Consider the following 17,035-nt stretch of genomic DNA (forward strand, 5'->3'; position numbering starts at 1 on the left):
CGAGCGCGCCGGGGGTCAGCCCCCGGCGACGATCCGGACATAGTTGCGCGTCTCGCGATAGGGCGGGATGCCGCCATATTTCTGCACCGCGCCCGGCCCGGCATTATAGGCGGCCAATGCCAGGGTCCAGTTGCCGAACTGGTTGTACATCATCCGCAGATAGCGCGCCCCGCCGTTCAGGTTCTGGACCGGATCGTTGGGATTGACGCCCAGTTTGGCCGCCGTGCCCGGCATCAGCTGCGCCAGCCCCATCGCGCCCTTGTGGCTGCGCGCATTGGGGTTCCAGCCGGATTCCTGCTGGACCAGGCGCAGGAACAGATCCTCGGGGATGCCGTGGCGCTGCGCCGCTTGGCGCGCGACCGGCAGGTATTCGCTGCGCCGTCCGGTATAACGGGGGATGTTCGGCGCGGGCTCCAGCGCCACGGTCTCCTCGCGGCCGCCGGGCTGCAGGCGGGCCGATGACTGGTATTGCGTGGACAGGCGCGAATCCATCAGGCGGGTCTGGCGGGCGAACTGTTCGGCGCGGGATTTGGACGAGCTGCCCGACAGGCGCAGCCCCTGGGCGTCGGCGGGGTCGGGCAGCGTGAAGCTCAGCATCATCGCCGCGCAAAAAGATGCCGTCAGGGTTTGACCGATCCGCATGTTGTCCGCCCTCGTTCTTGTGCCTAGGCCGCTTGCGGGCCTTCTTTTGTCAGGGACTATACATCAAAATCGCCCCTCTGCCAGCGCGGCGGCGCAGGGCGGGGCGCCGAGCGGGGGGCGATGGGCGCGATGTTGCCTGCGCCCGCGCGCTGCGATACACCCGGGGCCAACGAACATGGAAGGAAATGGGATCATGGCGGGCAGCGTCAACAAGGTCATCCTGATCGGCAACCTGGGCCAGGACCCGGAGGTGCGCAGCTTTCAGAACGGCGGCAAGGTGGTGAACCTGCGCATCGCCACCTCCGAGACCTGGAAGGACCGCAATACCGGCGAACGGCAGGAGCGGACCCAGTGGCACACGGTCGCGATCTTCTCCGAGCCTCTCGGCAAGGTCGCCGAGCAGTATCTGAAGAAGGGCAGCAAGGTCTATATCGAGGGCCAGCTGGAGACCCGCAAGTGGCAGGACCAGTCCGGCGCCGACCGCTACAGCACCGAGGTCGTGCTGCGCCCCTTCCGCAGCGAACTGACCCTGCTGGACGGCCGCAGCGGCGGTCAGGGTGGCGGCATGGGCGGCGGCCGTGACGGCGGCTATGACGATTACAACCAAGGCGGCGGCGGTTCGTCGTCGCGCGGCGGCGGGGCACCCGCGGGCCGGGCCGATTACGACGACGAGATCCCGTTCTGATCCCCGCGGGGGCCATGGGCGAATCACCGGCAGGGCGGCCTTCGGGCCGCCTTGTGCGTTTCTGCGACGCAGCGTTTCGAAATGTCCCGCCGGGGGGCCGGGACGTGCCATCCGTTGCGCCAAGGCGGGCCGGGCTTTGCGAATGATCCTGTGCTTGATTCGCGCGCAGGCCGGCGCTTTCTGGGGGCAATGACAGACCGCAGGAAGGTTTCGCCCATGGCTCTCGACATCACCGATCTGACCCCTCCGCCGGGCTTCGAACGCCTGGTCCTGGCCCAGGACCCCGAGGCGGGGCTGCGCGCGCTGATCTGCCTGCATTCGACCAGGCTGGGGCCGGCGGCGGGGGGATGCCGGATGTGGGCCTATGACGACGACCGGGCGGCGATCCATGACGTGACCCGGCTGGCGCGGGGCATGACCTACAAGAACGCGATGGCCGATCTGGGCCTGGGCGGCGGCAAGGCCGTGATCATCGGCGATGCGCGCCGTGACAAGACCCCGCGCATGATGCAGGCCTTCGGGGCTGCGGTCGATGCGCTTGGCGGGACCTACTGGACGGCCGAGGATGTGGGCATCTCGCCCGCCGACATGGCCCATGCGGCGACCCGGACCGGTTTTGCGGTGGGGCTGTCGGGGGCCTCGGGCGATCCCTCGCCCTGGACGGCCGAGGGGGTGTTCCGCTGCCTGCGCGTGGGCGCGGCCCATGCCTTCGGCACCGAGGACCTGTCCGAGCGCCGCGTGCTGGTCCAGGGCCTGGGCCATGTCGGCCTGTCGCTTGCCGAAAAGCTGGCCGCGGCGGGGGCGCGCCTGATCGTGACCGACATCAACGAGGCCGCGCTGCAGGACGCCCGCGACCGGCTCGGCGCGCAGGTCTGCGCGCCCGAGGCGGTCTTCGACCAGCCGATGGACATCTTCGCGCCTTGCGCCCTGGGCGGAGTGCTGACGCAGCGGACGGCGGCGATGCTGGGCGCGCGGCTGGTCTGCGGGGCGGCGAACAACCAGCTGGCCGACGAGGACGTGGCGGCGGCGCTGGCCGCGCGGGGGGTGACCTATTTGCCCGATTACGTGGTCAATGCCGGAGGCATCATCAGCGTCGCCAGCGAGATCCACGGCCAGTCCGACGCCTGGCGGCTGGACCGCCTCGGGGCCATCGCCGACCGGGTGGCGCGGATGCTGCACCAGGCGCGCCAGACCGACGCGCTGCCCGCGCAGGTCGCCGACCGGATGGTCGAGGAGATGCTGGCCGCCCCCCGCGCCGCCTGAGGGCCTTGCGCCGGCGACAGCCAGCGCCGCGGCCCCCCTCAATGGGGGGTCGCGGCGCTTGCCCCTTCCCTCAGCGGGCCCCCAACTCAGCGGGCGTCGCGCAGGACCTGTTCTAGGACCGGCCCTTGGACCGCGTCGCTGACGAAGGCATCCCCGATCGCCCGCGCCAGGACAAAGCGCAGCCGGCCGTCCACGACCTTCTTGTCCTGCCCCATCAGCGCGATCAGCCCGGCATCGTCGGGCAGATCGCCCGGGATCTCGGACAGGCGGGCGGGCATGCCCATGGCGCGCAGATGCTCCAGCACGCGCCCCGGCTCCTCCTGGGCGCAAAGGCCCATCCGCGCCGACAGATCGAAGGCCAGCGCGCAGCCGATCGCCACCCCCTCGCCATGCAGCAGGCGATCGCCATAGCCCGTCGCGGCCTCCAGCGCATGGCCGAAGGTATGGCCCAGGTTCAGCAGCGCGCGTTCGCCCTGCTCGGTCTCGTCGCGGGTCACGATGCCCGCCTTCATCGCCACGGAATGGGCCACCGCATGCTGGCGCAGCGTCGGATCGTCGCGCAGCGCCGGGCCGTGGCGTTCCAGCCAGGCGAAGAAATCCGCATCCCCCAGCAGCCCGTATTTCACCACCTCGCCATAGCCCGCGCGGAAATCGCGTTCGGACAGGCTGTCCAGCAGGTCGATATCGGCCAGGACCAGCGCGGGCTGGTGGAACGCGCCGATCAGGTTCTTGCCATGGCTGCTGTTGATGCCGGTCTTGCCGCCCACGCTGCTGTCCACCTGCGCCAGCAGCGTCGTGGGCATCTGCACGAACCGCACCCCGCGCCGCAGGATCGCCGCCGCGAGTCCCACCAGATCACCGATCACGCCGCCGCCCAAGGCCAGGACCACGTCGCGACGCTCGACCTGGCGGTCCAGCAGCCAGTCGACGCAGGCGGTCAGATGCGGCCAGGATTTGGTCCCCTCGCCCGCGGGCAGGGTCAGCGCCTCGCTCTCGATGCCGGCGGCGCGCAGGGCGGCGCGCAGCGGCGCCAGGTGCAGGGCCGCGACATTGGCATCGGTGACGATGGCCACGCGCGGGCGCGACAGCAGCGGCGCCACCTGCGCCCCCGCATCCGCCAGCAGGCCGCGGCCGATCCGCACGTCATAGGCGCGCGCGCCCAAGGGAACATGGACGGTGACGGGGTCGGTCATGATGTCTCCTCGATCAGGTCGGGATCGGCGCGGCGCAGGGCCGCCAGCAGCCGCCCGGCGGATGCCTCGATGCTGTCATGGCCGCGCGACAGGAATTCCAGGTCGGCCTTGGCATAGACCGGCGCGCGTTCCGCCAGCAGGCGCAGCAGCGTGCCCTTGGGGTCGGCGGTCTGCAGCAGCGGACGCGTCGGGCGCTGGCGCACCCGCGCCCACAGCACCTCCGGGTCGCAGTTCAGCCAGACGGACAGGGCGCGCCCCTCGATCAGCGCGCGGGTCTCGGCGCGCATCCACGCCCCGCCGCCGGTCGAGATGACCCCCACCGGTCCGGCCAGCAGCCGCGCGATCACCTGTTCCTCGCGGGCGCGAAAGAAGGCCTCGCCGTCGCGGGCGAAGATCTCGCTGATGGTCATGGCGGCGGCGGCCTCGATCTCGGCATCGGAATCGCGGAAGGGCACGCGCAGCCGCCGGGCCAGTTCCGACCCGAGCGCCGTCTTCCCGGCGCCCATCATCCCGATCAGCACGACATGGCGCGTCAGGCGCTTCATGATCCCCGTCATCCCCCGATCTGGTCCGGCCCGTCGCATGCGGCCCGCACGGTCGGGTGACTGAATGACGTGATCTTTCGGAAATTGCCATATATATTCGCCCCGAGCCGGCCCCAGACCGGCACCCGAGGACAAGAACGACTGTCGAGCAAAGGCAAAAAGCATGCGGAAGTTGAAACTGCTGGTGGCGCTGATTCTGATCGGGCTGATCGGCCTGGCGGGGTATGCCTTCTTCGGCGACATGACCCCCGACCGCCAGGAGGTCCGGCGCCCGCTGGACCTGAACGCCGCGGCACCCGAACCCGTCACCGCCCCTGCGGGCGACGATGTGCCCGATGCGGATTGACCGGCCCCTGGGACCGATCCTGGCCGTGATCGCGGCCTTGGCCGCCGCGCCCGGCGCCGCGCAGCAGCCCCTGTCGGCCAGCGACTGGCTGTCGGGCAGCGTGCGCGGCCCGCAGCGCGAAAGCTCGGCCTGGCGGCCCGGCGACCAGCCGCCCCCGGCCGCCCCCGGCCCGCCCCCAGCCCGTCGCCGAAAGCGGCGAGGTCGGGCGCGTCCAGGTGACGCGGCTGGACCAAGGCGATCCCGACCATACCGGCACCCAGAGCCCGCGCCGTGCGGGCCTGCCGGTGGACCTGTGGCAGGGCAGCGACCCGGAGGAGCTGTCGCGCCTGGTCCTGGCCACACCCGCCCGGCTGACCGCGATGCAGGACCTGATGCGCCGCGTGCTGACCGCCCAGCTGACCCCGCCTTCCAAGCCCGACGGGCGGCGGGGCCAGCTGTTCCTGGCCCGCGCCGACCGCCTGCTGGACATGGGCGCGCTGTCGGATGCCCAGGCCCTGCTGGTCGCAGCCGGTCCGGGCGAGCCCGAGATCTTCCGCCGCATGTTCGACATCGCCCTGCTGGAGGGCGACGAGGGCCGCGCCTGCGCCATCATGAACGGCACCCCCGGCATCGCCCCCAGCTTTGCCGCGCGGATCTTCTGTCTGGCCCAGACCGGCGATTGGGCCGCCGCCGCCGTCAGCCTGCACGGGGCCGAGGCCTTGGGCCTGATCGACGAACGCCAAGCGATCCTGCTGACCCATTTTCTGGACGACGCCTTCGTGGACGGGACCGAGCTCTTGGAACCCGCCGAGCGCATGACGCCCCTGGAATTCCGCATCCACGAGGCCGTGGGCCAGCCCATGCCCACCCTGACCCTGCCCGTGGCCTTCGCGCAATCGGACCTGCGGCTGAACAGCGGCTTCAAGGCCCGGCTGGAGGCGGCCGAGCGTCTGGCCCGTGCCGGCGCCCTGCCCCCCCAGCAGCTGCGCCAGATCTATGGCGAACAGCGCCCCGCCGCATCGGGCGGGGTCTGGGAACGCGCGGGCGTGATGCGCACGCTGGAGGCCGCCTTGGCGGGCGGCGACCTGGCCCAGGCCCTGCCCCGCGCCTTTGCCGAATTCCGCGGCGCGGGCATGGCCGACCTGCTGGCCGGGATGGTCGCCGCCGACCTGCCCCAGACCGCCACCGACCCGGAGGTCGCGCGCATCGCGGATCTGCTGCGCGCATGGCAGGGCCTGCCCGTCGCGGGCGATCCCCCCGCCATCCCCCCGAGATGGAGGCCCCCGTCCCCACGCCCCCGCCACGCAGCGCGGCGAGGCGATGCTGGCCGCCATGGCCGATATCGACGCCGCGCTGGAGGGCGATCTGGCCCGCGCGGGCCGGGGCGTGGCGATGCTGCGCGCCCTGGGCCTGGGCCAGGATGCCGACCGCACCCAGACCCAGATCGCGCTGCTGTCGCAGATGACCGCCCAGCCATGACGACCGATCACGCCGCCATCTCGGCGTTTCTGGAGGCGCAGGTCGCCGAATCGGGGGCCGCGCGCAACACCGTGCTGGCCTATGGCCGCGACCTGCGCGACCTGTCGGACTGGCTGGCCCGGCGCGGCCTGGCCCTGCCCGCCCTGACGCGCGAGATGGTCGAGGATTACCTGTCCCATTGCGACGCCCAAGGCCTGTCGCGCGCGACGCGGGCGCGGCGGCTGTCCTCGATCCGGCAATTCACCCGCTTCGCGCTGGAGGAGGGGTGGCGCGGCGACGACCCTGCCATCCGCATCGCGGGGCCGGGCCGCGCCAAGCGCCTGCCCCGCACGCTGGAACGCCCCCAGATCGAGGCGCTGCTGACCGCCGCGCCCTTGGTCGGCCGGACCGAGGCCGATCGCGCGCGCAACCGCTGCCTGATGGAGCTGCTCTATGCCACCGGGATGCGCGTCAGCGAGCTGGTCGGCCTGCCCGTCTCGGGCTGCCGGGGCGATCCGGCGGTGCTGGTGGTGCGCGGCAAGGGGGGCAAGGACCGCATGGTGCCCTTGGGCGGCCCGGCGCGGCGGGCGCTGGCCGATTGGCTGGTCCTGCGCGACGGGGCGCCCGAGGCCAGCCCGCTCGGCCGTCTGGTGGCGGGGCGCGGGGGCGGTGGCTCTTTCCCGGGCCGGGGGCTGCGGGACATCTGCCGCGGACCAGTTTCTCGCGCATCCTGGGCCAGATCGCGCTGCGGGCCGGGATCGATCCCGGCACGGTGACGCCCCATGTCATCCGCCACGCCTTCGCGACCCATCTGCTGGAGGGCGGGGCCGATCTGCGCAGCATCCAGATCCTGCTGGGCCATGCCGATCTGGGCACGACCGAGATCTATACCCATGTGATGGATGCCCGGCTGCGCGACCTGGTGCTGAACCATCATCCCTTGGCGCGCGTTCGCGCAGCCGAACCCCCTGAACAGGACGAACCGGAAGAACCATGGACGCCTCTGCCACCTTCGACGCCGCCGCCTGGCTGACCATCGGCGCGATCTTCGTGCTTTTGCTGCTGTCGGGGTTCTTTTCGGGGTCCGAGACCGCGCTGACGGCGGCCAGCCGCGCCAAGCTGCGGTCGCGCGCCGACAAGGGCGATCCGGGCGCGCAGGCGGCGCTGAACGTCACCGCCGACAGCGAAAGGCTGATCGGGGGCATCCTGCTGGGCAATAACGTGGTCAACATCCTGTCGGCCAGCCTGGCGACGGCGCTGTTCACGCGGCTGTTCGGCGCGTCGGGGGTGGCGATGGCCACGCTGGTGATGACGCTGCTGGTCCTGATCTTCGCCGAGGTGATGCCCAAGACCTATGCCATATCGGCCCCCGAACGGGTGGCCAGCCTGGTCGCGCGCCCGATCCGCATCGTCACCGTGATCCTGTCGCCCGTCGTCACCGTCGTGCGGCTGATCGTGCGCGGCATCCTGTCGGTCTTCGGCCTGAAGACCGATCCCGATTCGCACATGTTCTCGGTCGAGGAGGAGATCCAGGGCGCGCTGTCGATCGGACATGCCTCGGGTGCGGTGCAGAAGGAGGATCGCGACCGCCTGCTGGGCGCGCTGGACCTGGGCAACCGCATGGTCGAGGAGATCATGCGCCACCGCTCCGAGATCCAGATGATCGATGCCGACCTGCCTGCCGAAAAGATCCTGGAGACGGTGCTGGCCAGCCCCCATACCCGCCTGCCCGTCTATCGCGGCGAACGCGAGAATGTCGTGGGCGTGATCCATGCCAAGGACCTGCTGCGGGCGATGAACCGGGCGGTGCGCGATGCGGGCGACGCGGCGGCGGCGCGGCGCTTCGACGTGATGGCGGTGGTCATGCCGCCCTATTTCGTCCCCGAGACCAGCGCCCTGGACGAACAGATGCGCGAGTTCCTCAAGCGCCGCACCCATTTCGCCCTGGTCGTCGACGAATACGGGTCCTTGCGCGGCCTGATCACCCTGGAGGACATCCTGGAGGAGATCGTGGGCGAGATCGCCGACGAGCACGACACCGAGGAGGACCAGACCCTGCGCCCGAACGCCCAGGGCGATTACCTGGTCGAGGGCGGCATGACCATCCGCGATCTGAACCGCCAGCTGGACTGGACCCTGCCCGACGAGGAGGCCAACACCGTCGCGGGCCTGGTCATCCACATGGCGCAGTCGATCCCCGACCAGGGCCAGGTCTTCAGCTTTCACGGCTACCGCTTCGAGGTGGTGACCCGGCGCGAGAACCGCATCACCCGGCTGCGCGTGCGCCCCCTGGCCCCGCGCGACGCCGCGGGCTGACGACCGGGCGGCTTGCAACCACGGCCCCGACCCCCTAACAGTTCGCCCAAATCCCCATGCCCAGGAGGCCGTCATGGATATCGCCGCCCGCCGCACCGCCAACCCCGACCACTGGAACCTGGCCAGCGCGATCCGCGTGCTGTCCATGGACGCGGTCGAGGCCGCCAATTCCGGCCATCCCGGCATGCCGATGGGCATGGCCGACGTGGCGACCGTCCTGTTCCGCAACCACCTGAAATTCGACGCCAGCGCGCCGCATTGGTTCGACCGCGACCGCTTCATCCTGTCGGCGGGCCACGGCTCCATGCTGATCTATTCGCTGCTGCACCTGACCGGGTACGAGCAGATGACCCTGGATCAGGTCCGCAACTTCCGCCAGCTTGGCGCGATCACCGCGGGCCATCCCGAATACGGCCATGTCGAGGGGGTCGAGACCACCACCGGCCCCCTGGGTCAGGGCATCGCCACCGCCGTGGGCTTCGCCATCGCCGAGGAGGCGCTGCGCGCCGAATACGGCCAAGCCCTGTGCGATCACCGCACCTGGGTCATCGCTGGCGACGGCTGCCTGATGGAGGGCATCAGCCACGAGGCCATCGCCCTGGCCGGCCATCAGAAGCTGAGCCGTCTGGTTGTGCTGTGGGACAATAACGACATCACCATCGACGGCCGCGTCAGCCTGTCGGACGCCACCGACCAGCATGCGCGCTTTGCCGCCGCGGGCTGGCGCGTGCTGTCCTGCGACGGCCATGACGCCGCCGATATCGACCGCGCCTTGACCGAGGCCGCGCAGGATGACGGCCGCCCGACCTTGGTGGACTGCAAGACCATCATCGGCTTTGGCGCGCCCAACAAGGCCGACAGCAGCAAGGTCCACGGGTCCCCCCTTGGCAAGGACGAGATCGCGGCCACCCGCGAGGCCTATGGCTGGAGCCACGAGCCCTTCATGATCCCCGAGGAGATCCTGGCCGAATGGCGCCGGATCGGCCAGCGCGGCGCCCAGGCCCGCGCGGAATGGAACGAACGCGTGGACGCCCTGACCGGCGATCACCGCGACGATTTCGCCCGCCGCATCGGCAACGAGGTCAGCCCCGCGCTGGAAGGCGCGATCCGCGACTTCAAGGGCCGGACCCTGCAGGACAAGCCCAAGGTCGCAACCCGCAAGGCCTCCGAGAACGTGCTGGAGGCGCTGAACGCCGTCATGCCGGAAAACTTCGGCGGATCGGCCGACCTGACCGGGTCGAACAACACCAAGACCGGCGGTCAGGGCATCTTCGACGCCGATAACCGCAAGGGCCGCTATCTGCATTACGGCATCCGCGAACATGGCATGGCCGCCGCGATGAACGGCATCTGGCTGCATGGCGGCTTTCGCCCCTATGGCGGGACCTTCCTGACCTTCACCGATTACGCCCGCGGCGCGATGCGCCTGTCGGCGCTGATGGGGGTGCCGGTCGTCTATGTCATGACCCATGACAGCATCGGTCTGGGCGAGGACGGCCCGACCCACCAGCCGGTGGAACATCTGGCCATCTGCCGCGCGACGCCCAACACCCTGACCCTGCGCCCCTGCGACCAGATCGAGACCGCCGAGGCATGGGAAATCGCGCTGTCCCAGGACGCCACGCCCTCGGTCCTGGCCCTGTCGCGCCAGAACCTGCCGCTGCTGCGCCAGGATTCGGGCGAGAACCTGACCGCCAAGGGCGCCTATGTCCTGCGCGAGGCGACGGCGGATGCCAAGGTCGTGCTGATGGCCACCGGGTCCGAGGTCGAGATCGCCGTCGCCGCCCGCGACGCGCTGGAGGCGGACGGCATCCCCACCCGCGTCGTCTCGGTCCCGTCGATGGAGCTGTTCCGCGACCAGCCGAAATCCTACCGCGAGGAGGTCCTGCCCGCAGGCACCGTCCGCATTGCCATCGAGGCGGCCGTGCGCCAGCCCTGGGACTGGCTGCTGCTGGGGGAACGCGGGACCGAGGACCGTTCGGCCTTCATCGGGATGGAGGGCTTCGGCGCCTCCGGCCCCGCGCCCGAGCTTTACCGCGATTTCGGCATCACCGCCGAGGCCGTGACCGAACGCGCCAAAGCCCTGCTGTGATGCCGGCCTTCGGCGCGTGATCGCCCCTGCCCGCCCATGAGGGTTCTGGCACGGGCCTTTGCCCTGATGGGGCGCGAACGGGACGGGTTGCGCCGTCCCGGCTCCGACCAGGCGCGCGGCATCGCGCTGCTGCTGGGCGCGATCCTGGGCTTCACGCTGATGGATGCGACCGCCAAGCACCTGACCCAGACCTATCACCCGGGTCAGGTGATCTGGGCGCGCTTCATCGGCAACCTGCTGATCTTTGCGGTGATCTTTCGCGCGGCGATGCTGCCCTTGCTGCGCACCCGCCAGCCGGGGACGCAATTCGCCCGTGCGCTGATGCAGCTGGGATCGGTGGCGCTGTTCTTCACCTCGCTGCAATATATCGGGCTGGCCGAGGCGACGGCGATCATGGACCTGAACCCGGTCCTGATCACGCTTGGCGCGGCGCTGTTTCTGGGCGAACGGATCGGGCCGCGCCGCATCGCCGGGATCCTGGCGGCGCTGGTCGGCGCGATGCTGATCATCCGCCCCGGCATGGGGGTGTTCCAGCCCGCCGCCCTGCTGCCCTTGGCCGGGGCCTTCACCTATGCGGCGGGCGCCCTGCTGACCCGGATCGTGCGCAGCGATTCGGTGGCGACCTCGGTCATGTGGTCCGCCGTGGTGGGCAGCGTCGCATCGACCCTGGTCCTGCCTTTCGTCTGGCAGCCGATCGCCTTGGGCGACCTCTGGGCCTTTGCGGCCCTGGCGGGGTTCGGGACGGCCAGCCAATACCTGCTGGTCCGGGCCTTCAGTGCGGCCGAGGCCGGGGCGCTGGCGCCCTTCGGCTATACGGGGCTGCTCTGGGCGGGGGTCTGGGGCTGGCTGTTCTTCGGCCAGCTGCCCGATTGGTGGACCATCTGGGGCGCGGCGATTATCGTGGGCGCCGGATTGTATGTCTGGTCGCGCGAAGCCCGCGCCGCCTGAAGGGGGATCATGGCCGAAGACCGACCCAGCCTGACCGACCGCCTGGCCAATGGCGCCTTTCTGGCGGTGATGGGCCTGGCGCGGCTGCTGCCCTATGACCGGCGCATCCCGGCCATGGGCTGGGTCTTTTCGCGCGTCATCGCCCCCGTCGCGGGCTGGCGCCGCCGCATCCGCGAGAACCTGTCCCTGGCCCGTCCCGACCTGACCGGGGAGGAGGCCGAGGCCCTCGTCCTGGCCATTCCCGACAATGCCGGCCGGTCCTTGGCCGAGATCTATGCCGGCGATGAATTCACCGCCCGCATCCATGCCTCGGACCCGCTGGAGGGGCCGGGCCTGCCCGCGCTGGAGGCCGCGCTGGAGGCCGGGCGCCCGGTCATCCTGGCCTGCGCGCATTTCGGCAATTACGACGCGATGCGGGCGGCCTTGGCGGGGCGCGGCTGGCCGGTCGGCGCGCTCTATCGTCCGATGAACAACGAGGCGTTCAACCGCCATTACGTCCCCGCCATCACCGCCATCGCGGAACCCCTGTTCCCGCGCGGCCGGTCCGGGCTGGCCGCGATGCTGCGCTTTCTGAAGGGCGGCGGCTGGCTGGCGCTCGGCTTTGACCAATATGACCATGACGGGGTCGAGCTGCGGTTCTTCGACCTGCCCACCCGCACCGTGCTGACCCCGGCCGAGCTGGCCCGCCGCTATGACGCGGCCTTGGTCCCCATCGCCGGGATCCGCCAGCCCGACGGGCTGCGCTTTCGCGTCCATGTCGGCGCGCCCATCGCCCATGACGAGCCGCGCGCCATGATGCAGGCGCTGAACGACGATCTGGAGATGCTGGTCAGGCGCCACATGGACCAGTGGTTCTGGATCCACCGCCGCTGGAAATGAAACGGGCCCCGCTTTGGGGCCCGTTTCCGTTCAGATCGCCTGCGACAGGGCGGGGGCCGCGTTCTCGCGCCGGTCGCGCAACTCCTCGGCCACCAGGAAGGCCAGTTCCAGCGACTGGCTGGCATTCAGCCGCGGATCGCAGGCGGTGTGGTAGCGGTCGGACAGATCCTCGTCCGTGACCGCGCGCACGCCGCCGGTGCATTCGGTCACGTCCTTGCCGGTCATCTCAAAATGGACGCCGCCGGGGATGGTGCCCTCGGCCTTGTGGATGGCGAAGAATTCCCGGACCTCGCGCAGGATCGAATCGAAGGCCCGCGTCTTGTAGCCGGTCGAGGATTTGATGACGTTGCCGTGCATCGGGTCGCAGGACCAGACGACATTCGCGCCTTCGGCCCGCACCGCCTCGATCAGGCGCGGCAGGTGATCGCCGACCTTGCCCGCGCCGAAGCGCGCGATCAGGGTCAGACGACCCGCCTCGTTCTCGGGGTTCAGCTTTTCCATCAGGACCTTGAGGTCGTCGGCCGTGGTGGTGGGGCCGCATTTCAGGCCGATCGGGTTCTGGACGCCGCGGCAGAATTCGACATGCGCCCCGTCGGGCTGGCGCGTGCGGTCGCCGATCCAGATCATGTGGCCCGAGCCGGCCACCGGCAGGCCGGTGGTCGAATCAATGCGGGCCAGCGCCTCTTCGTATTCCAGCAGCAGCGCCTCGTGGCTGGTGTAGAAATCGACCTTGGAGAGCTGATGCGCGGTATCGGAATTGACGCCCGCCGCCTGCATGAAGGCCATCGCATCGCTGATCCGGCCCGCGATGTCGCGGTATTTCGCGGCCTCGGGGCCGCCCACGAAATCGGCGATCCAGCTCTGGACGCGGTGCATGTCGGCGAAACCGCCGGTCGAAAACGCGCGCAGCAGGTTCAGCGACGCCGCCGCCTGCGTATAGGCCGCCAGCATCCGCTGCGGATCGGGGATGCGCGCATCCGCGGTGAAATCGAAGCCGTTGATGATGTCGCCGCGATAGGAGGGCAGCTCGACCCCGCCGATGACCTCGGTGGGCGCGCTGCGCGGCTTGGCGAACTGGCCCGCCATGCGGCCGACCTTGACCACCGGCATCTGCGCGCCCCAGGTCAGCACGACCGCCATCTGCAGCAGCACCTTGAACGTGTCGCGGATGTTGTCGGCGCTGAATTCGCTGAAGCTTTCGGCGCAGTCGCCCCCCTGCAGCAGGAAGGCCCGGCCCGCCGCCGCATCGGCCAGCTGGGCGCGCAGGCGTCGCGCCTCGCCCGCGAATACCAGGGGCGGATAGCGGCGCAGCTGATCCTCGACCGCGGCCAGCGCGGCGGGGTCTGTATAATCCGGCATCTGGACGCGCGGATAGGCGCGCCAGCCGGCCTTGTCCCAGCTTTGGGTGGAGGCGGTCTTGCGGTTCTCCTGCGTCATGTCCTGATGCTCCCTCGGAAAATGGTCGGGCCGGTATAAACGCTAACATCGCGCAGGGAAAGGGTCTGACGCGGCCCCTTGCCGCGCGCGCGATTCCCTGTTTGGGTGCCGGGCGGACACCCTTGCAAAGACCGCATCATGGCCGCTGACCGCCCCCGCCGTTTCACCTTCCTGCTGCTGGACCGCTTCACGATGCTGCCCTTCACCGCGGCGATCGAGCCGCTGCGCCTGGCCAATCGCGCATCGGGGCGGGCGCTCTACGACTGGCGGCTGGTGGGGCCGCGGGGCGACATGGCGATCTGTTCCAACGGCAGCCGGGTGCTGGTCGATGCGGGGCTGGATGCCGAGGCCGCGGGGCGCGACGACGTGGTGATCGTCTGCGGCGGCACCGAGATCGCGCGCGAGGCGACGCGGGCCAGCCTGGCCTGGCTGCGGCGCCAGGCGCGGGGCGGGGCCGCGATGGGGGCGGTCTGCACCGGCGCATGGGTCCTGGCCGAGGCGGGCCTGCTGGACGGGCGCAAGGCCACCATCCACTGGGAGAACCATGACGGCTTCGCCGAGGCCTTTCCCAAGGTCGACCTGTTCCGGTCGGTCTTTGTCCATGACGGCAACCGGCTGACGGCGGCGGGGGGGACCAGTTCCATCGACCTGATGCTGCATCTGATCGCCGAGGGGCATGGCGATGCCTTGGCCGCCGATGTGGCCGACCAGATGCTGCATACCGCGATCCGCACCGACCAGGACCGCCAGCGCCTGTCCATCCCGACCCGCATCGGCGTGCGCCACCCGCGCTTGGCCGCCGTGATCGCCCGGATGGAGGCCAATCTGGAGGATCCGATCAGCCCCGCGCAGCTGGCGCTGGATGCGGGCATGTCCACCCGCCAGCTGGAGCGGCTGTTCCGCCGTTATCTGAACCGCAGCCCGAAGCGATATTACATGGAGACGCGCCTGGCACGGGCGCGCAACCTGCTGATGCAGACCGAGCTGCCGATCATCGAGATCGCCTTGGCATCGGGGTTTTCCAGCCCGTCGCATTTCTCGAAATGCTACCGCGCGCAATATGGCAGCACCCCTTATCGCGAGCGCGGGGTCTCGGGCGGGGCGTCGATCACGGAATCTTAAGCTGTGTTAACGGCAGGTTAACCATTTCGCCTTAGCTGGGATGGGGCCGCGGGTGTTGCGGCGTGTCACCAGGGGGAAGAATGCTGTTCACCATCACCGTCCTGTCGGTCGCAAGCCCCATCAACGGTCATCCCAACAGCGCCGACATGGCCTTCTTCGTCCGCCGGTTCGGCGAGGTCTTCTTCGACGATCCGCAGGTCTCGCAGCTGATCATCGCCAATGACGACGATCAGCTGCGCGGCAGCCTGCCCTTTCCGGACGCGACCGGCCAGCATGTCCATCAGGACCTGCAGATCGGCCAGACCACCATCGCGGCGGGAACCCGGATCGACCTGGTCAGCGGATCGGTGTTGCAGGACGAGGACGGGGACAGCTTCATTGTCATCTTCCCCTATGCCTTCGACCCGACCCGCCTGCCATGGGAGGGCACGCCCCTGATCGCGGACCGGACCGCCGTCCTGGTCCTGCCCGTCGCGCGCGAGGATGGGGTCTTTCCGGTCTTCGACCCTGCCAAGCGCTTCAACTATGCGGGTGATTTCAGTGTCGGGGGCACGACCCTCTCGGTCACGATGCAGCCAAGCGCGGCCGATGACGGCCCGTGGTGCTTTGCCCATGGCACGCTGATCCACAACGATCGGGGGCTGCGCCCGGTCGAGGCGCTGCGTCCCGGCGATCTGGTCCTGGCCCGCGATGCGGGGTTCCAGCCGCTGATCTGGGTCGGGGGGCGGCACCTTTCGGCCGCCGATCTGGACCTGACGCCAAACCACCGCCCCGCGCGCCTGCTGGTCGGCCTGCCCGGCGTCACGGTGCTGCGCGATACAGCCTGCGTCACCTATCGCCACCTGCTGCTGGATAAGCATCACCTGATCCGGTCCGAAGGTGCCTGGACGGAAAGCCTGCTGCCCGGACCGATGGCGCTGCGGGCGCTCGGGCCCGTGAACCGGGCGGCGGTGCTGGCGCTGGTCGATCCGGCGCGGATGCCGCCCGCCCGGCCCCTGCCGCGCGGACATGCGCTGCGCCGGCTGGTGGATCGGCGGGCGGCCAATCCCCGCCGCCAGCCGGTCGAGGCCTAGCCCGCCGCGTCCAGCCCGACCAGCGCGCGGGCGAAGTCACCGGCATCGAAGGCGTCCAGATCGTCGATCTGTTCGCCCACCCCGATCGCATGGATCGGCAGGCCGAAGCGGTCGGCCAAGGCGACCAGCACCCCGCCCCGCGCCGTGCCGTCCAGCTTGGTCATCACCAGCCCCGAGATATCGGCCAGCTTGCGGAAGGTCACGACCTGGCTCAGCGCGTTCTGGCCGGTGGTGGCGTCCAGGACCAGCAGGGTGTTGTGCGGCGCCTCGGGGTCCTTCTTGCGGATGACGCGGACGATCTTGGCCAGCTCCTCCATCAGGTCCTGGCGGTTCTGCAGCCGGCCCGCCGTGTCGATCATCAAGAGGTCCGCGCCCTCGGCCTCGGCCCGCACCATCGCGTCCCAGGCGAGGCTGGCGGGGTCGCTGCCCTGCGGCGCGACCATCACCGGCACGCCCGCGCGCTGGCCCCAGACCTGCAGCTGTTCGACCGCCGCCGCGCGGAAGGTGTCGCCCGCCGCGATCACCACCGATTTCCCCGCGGCGCGGAACTGGCTGGCCAGCTTGCCGATGGTGGTGGTCTTGCCCGCGCCGTTGACGCCCACGACAAGCACGACCTGCGGCTTTTTCGGATAGATCGGCAGGGGGCGGGCGACCGGGGCCATGATGCGCGCGATCTCATCCGCCAGCAGGGTCTTGAGTTCCGATGACGAGACGCGCCGCCCCATCCGACCCTCGGCGATATTGGCGGTGACGCGCAGCGCGGTCTCCACGCCCAGATCGGCCTGGACCAGCATGTCCTCCAGCTCCTCCAGCATGTCGTCGTCCAAGGCGCGGCGCGGCTCCTCCGGGCGGGCGGCGGCGCCGCGACCGAAGAGGCGGCCGACCAGGCCCGGCTGGACAGGCTGGGGCGCGGGGGTCGCTGCGGGGGCGGGCATCTCCTCCCGCGGGGGGGGCGTGTTCGGCGGCGGCATCGCCCACGATATCGTCCAGCCCCGAGCCGATCTTGGAGGACGACCGCGTCAGCCGCTCGCGCAGTTTCGAGAAGAATGCCATGATC

13 protein-coding genes and 2 pseudogenes are annotated in these 17,035 nt (G+C 70.3%); 10 read left to right on the forward strand and 5 right to left on the reverse strand.

Features of this window, described 5'->3' with window-relative positions; translation table 11 throughout:
- Positions 1–15 precede the first annotated feature (15 nt).
- Positions 16–597 carry a lytic transglycosylase domain-containing protein gene (locus tag JHW48_RS11070; protein ID WP_240637773.1) on the reverse strand — a complete coding sequence of 194 codons (582 nt, stop codon included), beginning with the start codon at positions 595–597 and terminating at the stop codon, positions 16–18.
- Between the two features lie 238 nt (positions 598–835).
- On the opposite strand from JHW48_RS11070, the gene ssb reads away from it, so the two are divergent.
- Together ssb and JHW48_RS11080 are read left to right on the forward strand one after the other, a co-directional pair.
- Positions 836–1,327, forward strand: coding sequence for a single-stranded DNA-binding protein (gene ssb / locus JHW48_RS11075; RefSeq protein ID WP_119885534.1), 492 nt, complete (start codon positions 836–838; stop codon positions 1,325–1,327).
- Positions 1,328–1,543: 216 nt separating this feature from the next.
- Positions 1,544–2,590 carry a Leu/Phe/Val dehydrogenase gene (locus JHW48_RS11080; protein WP_119885533.1) on the forward strand — a complete coding sequence of 349 codons (1,047 nt, stop codon included), beginning with the start codon at positions 1,544–1,546 and terminating at the stop codon, positions 2,588–2,590.
- Positions 2,591–2,676: 86 nt separating this feature from the next.
- Here JHW48_RS11080 and aroB read toward each other — a convergent pair whose 3' ends face one another.
- Complete coding sequence (gene aroB / locus JHW48_RS11085; RefSeq protein ID WP_119885532.1) at positions 2,677–3,783, reverse strand: 3-dehydroquinate synthase; 1,107 nt, start codon at positions 3,781–3,783, stop codon at positions 2,677–2,679.
- A complete protein-coding gene (locus tag JHW48_RS11090) occupies positions 3,780–4,328 on the reverse strand; it encodes a shikimate kinase (RefSeq protein WP_205961866.1) in 549 nt (182 codons plus the stop codon). Before JHW48_RS11090 ends, aroB begins: the two co-directional genes overlap by 4 nt.
- Positions 4,329–4,491: 163 nt before the next feature.
- On the opposite strand from JHW48_RS11090, the gene JHW48_RS11095 reads away from it, so the two are divergent.
- The 6 genes and pseudogenes from JHW48_RS11095 to JHW48_RS11120 all read left to right on the forward strand — a co-directional run bounded on the left by JHW48_RS11095 (position 4,492) and on the right by JHW48_RS11120 (position 12,346).
- Entirely contained in the window at positions 4,492–4,674 is a 183-nt protein-coding gene (locus tag JHW48_RS11095; RefSeq protein WP_119885531.1) for a hypothetical protein, read from the forward strand.
- Positions 4,675–6,128: 1,454 nt separating this feature from the next.
- A pseudogene (locus tag JHW48_RS11100) lies at positions 6,129–7,144 on the forward strand (site-specific tyrosine recombinase XerD).
- Positions 7,105–8,427 (forward strand): HlyC/CorC family transporter, encoded by a 1,323-nt coding sequence (locus tag JHW48_RS11105; RefSeq protein ID WP_119885730.1) that lies wholly within the window; start codon positions 7,105–7,107, stop codon positions 8,425–8,427. Before JHW48_RS11100 ends, JHW48_RS11105 begins: the two are co-directional and overlap by 40 nt.
- Before the next feature lie 73 nt (positions 8,428–8,500).
- The gene (gene tkt, locus JHW48_RS11110) at positions 8,501–10,519 is read left to right on the forward strand and encodes a transketolase (protein WP_119885729.1); all 2,019 of its coding nucleotides are present in this window, start codon (positions 8,501–8,503) and stop codon (positions 10,517–10,519) included.
- Positions 10,520–10,555: 36 nt separating this feature from the next.
- Positions 10,556–11,467: a DMT family transporter gene (locus JHW48_RS11115; protein ID WP_119885728.1), complete on the forward strand. Its 912-nt coding sequence runs from the start codon at positions 10,556–10,558 to the stop codon at positions 11,465–11,467.
- 9 nt (positions 11,468–11,476) lie between these two features.
- On the forward strand, positions 11,477–12,346 hold the full coding sequence (locus JHW48_RS11120; RefSeq protein ID WP_119885727.1) for a lysophospholipid acyltransferase family protein: 870 nt from the start codon (positions 11,477–11,479) through the stop codon (positions 12,344–12,346).
- A gap of 30 nt (positions 12,347–12,376) precedes the next feature.
- Here JHW48_RS11120 and JHW48_RS11125 read toward each other — a convergent pair whose 3' ends face one another.
- On the reverse strand, positions 12,377–13,783 hold the full coding sequence (locus JHW48_RS11125; protein ID WP_119885726.1) for a class II 3-deoxy-7-phosphoheptulonate synthase: 1,407 nt from the start codon (positions 13,781–13,783) through the stop codon (positions 12,377–12,379).
- A gap of 138 nt (positions 13,784–13,921) precedes the next feature.
- Between JHW48_RS11125 and JHW48_RS11130 the strand changes: the two genes are divergently transcribed.
- Positions 13,922–14,905: a GlxA family transcriptional regulator gene (locus JHW48_RS11130; RefSeq protein WP_119885725.1), complete on the forward strand. Its 984-nt coding sequence runs from the start codon at positions 13,922–13,924 to the stop codon at positions 14,903–14,905.
- A gap of 80 nt (positions 14,906–14,985) precedes the next feature.
- The gene (locus JHW48_RS11135) at positions 14,986–15,978 is read left to right on the forward strand and encodes a Hint domain-containing protein (protein ID WP_205961877.1); all 993 of its coding nucleotides are present in this window, start codon (positions 14,986–14,988) and stop codon (positions 15,976–15,978) included.
- Here the strand turns inward: JHW48_RS11135 and ftsY are convergent.
- A pseudogene (ftsY, locus tag JHW48_RS11140) lies at positions 15,975–17,031 on the reverse strand (signal recognition particle-docking protein FtsY). The gene JHW48_RS11135 and the pseudogene ftsY overlap by 4 nt on opposite strands.
- Positions 17,032–17,035: the final 4 nt, after the last annotated feature.

The sequence above is a fragment of the Paracoccus aestuarii genome, assembly GCF_028553885.1.
GTDB classification, from domain to species: domain Bacteria; phylum Pseudomonadota; class Alphaproteobacteria; order Rhodobacterales; family Rhodobacteraceae; genus Paracoccus; species Paracoccus aestuarii.

Coding starts and splice junctions, on each gene's coding strand:
- JHW48_RS11070 (WP_240637773.1), bottom strand. CDS start 597: ATGCTGAGCTTCACGCTGCCCGACCCCGCCGACGCCCAGGGGCTGCGC.
- ssb (WP_119885534.1), top strand. CDS start 836: ATGGCGGGCAGCGTCAACAAGGTCATCCTGATCGGCAACCTGGGCCAG.
- JHW48_RS11080 (WP_119885533.1), top strand. CDS start 1,544: ATGGCTCTCGACATCACCGATCTGACCCCTCCGCCGGGCTTCGAACGC.
- aroB (WP_119885532.1), bottom strand. CDS start 3,783: ATGACCGACCCCGTCACCGTCCATGTTCCCTTGGGCGCGCGCGCCTAT.
- JHW48_RS11090 (WP_205961866.1), bottom strand. CDS start 4,328: ATGAAGCGCCTGACGCGCCATGTCGTGCTGATCGGGATGATGGGCGCC.
- JHW48_RS11095 (WP_119885531.1), top strand. CDS start 4,492: ATGCGGAAGTTGAAACTGCTGGTGGCGCTGATTCTGATCGGGCTGATC.
- JHW48_RS11105 (WP_119885730.1), top strand. CDS start 7,105: ATGGACGCCTCTGCCACCTTCGACGCCGCCGCCTGGCTGACCATCGGC.
- tkt (WP_119885729.1), top strand. CDS start 8,501: ATGGATATCGCCGCCCGCCGCACCGCCAACCCCGACCACTGGAACCTG.
- JHW48_RS11115 (WP_119885728.1), top strand. CDS start 10,556: ATGAGGGTTCTGGCACGGGCCTTTGCCCTGATGGGGCGCGAACGGGAC.
- JHW48_RS11120 (WP_119885727.1), top strand. CDS start 11,477: ATGGCCGAAGACCGACCCAGCCTGACCGACCGCCTGGCCAATGGCGCC.
- JHW48_RS11125 (WP_119885726.1), bottom strand. CDS start 13,783: ATGACGCAGGAGAACCGCAAGACCGCCTCCACCCAAAGCTGGGACAAG.
- JHW48_RS11130 (WP_119885725.1), top strand. CDS start 13,922: ATGGCCGCTGACCGCCCCCGCCGTTTCACCTTCCTGCTGCTGGACCGC.
- JHW48_RS11135 (WP_205961877.1), top strand. CDS start 14,986: ATGCTGTTCACCATCACCGTCCTGTCGGTCGCAAGCCCCATCAACGGT.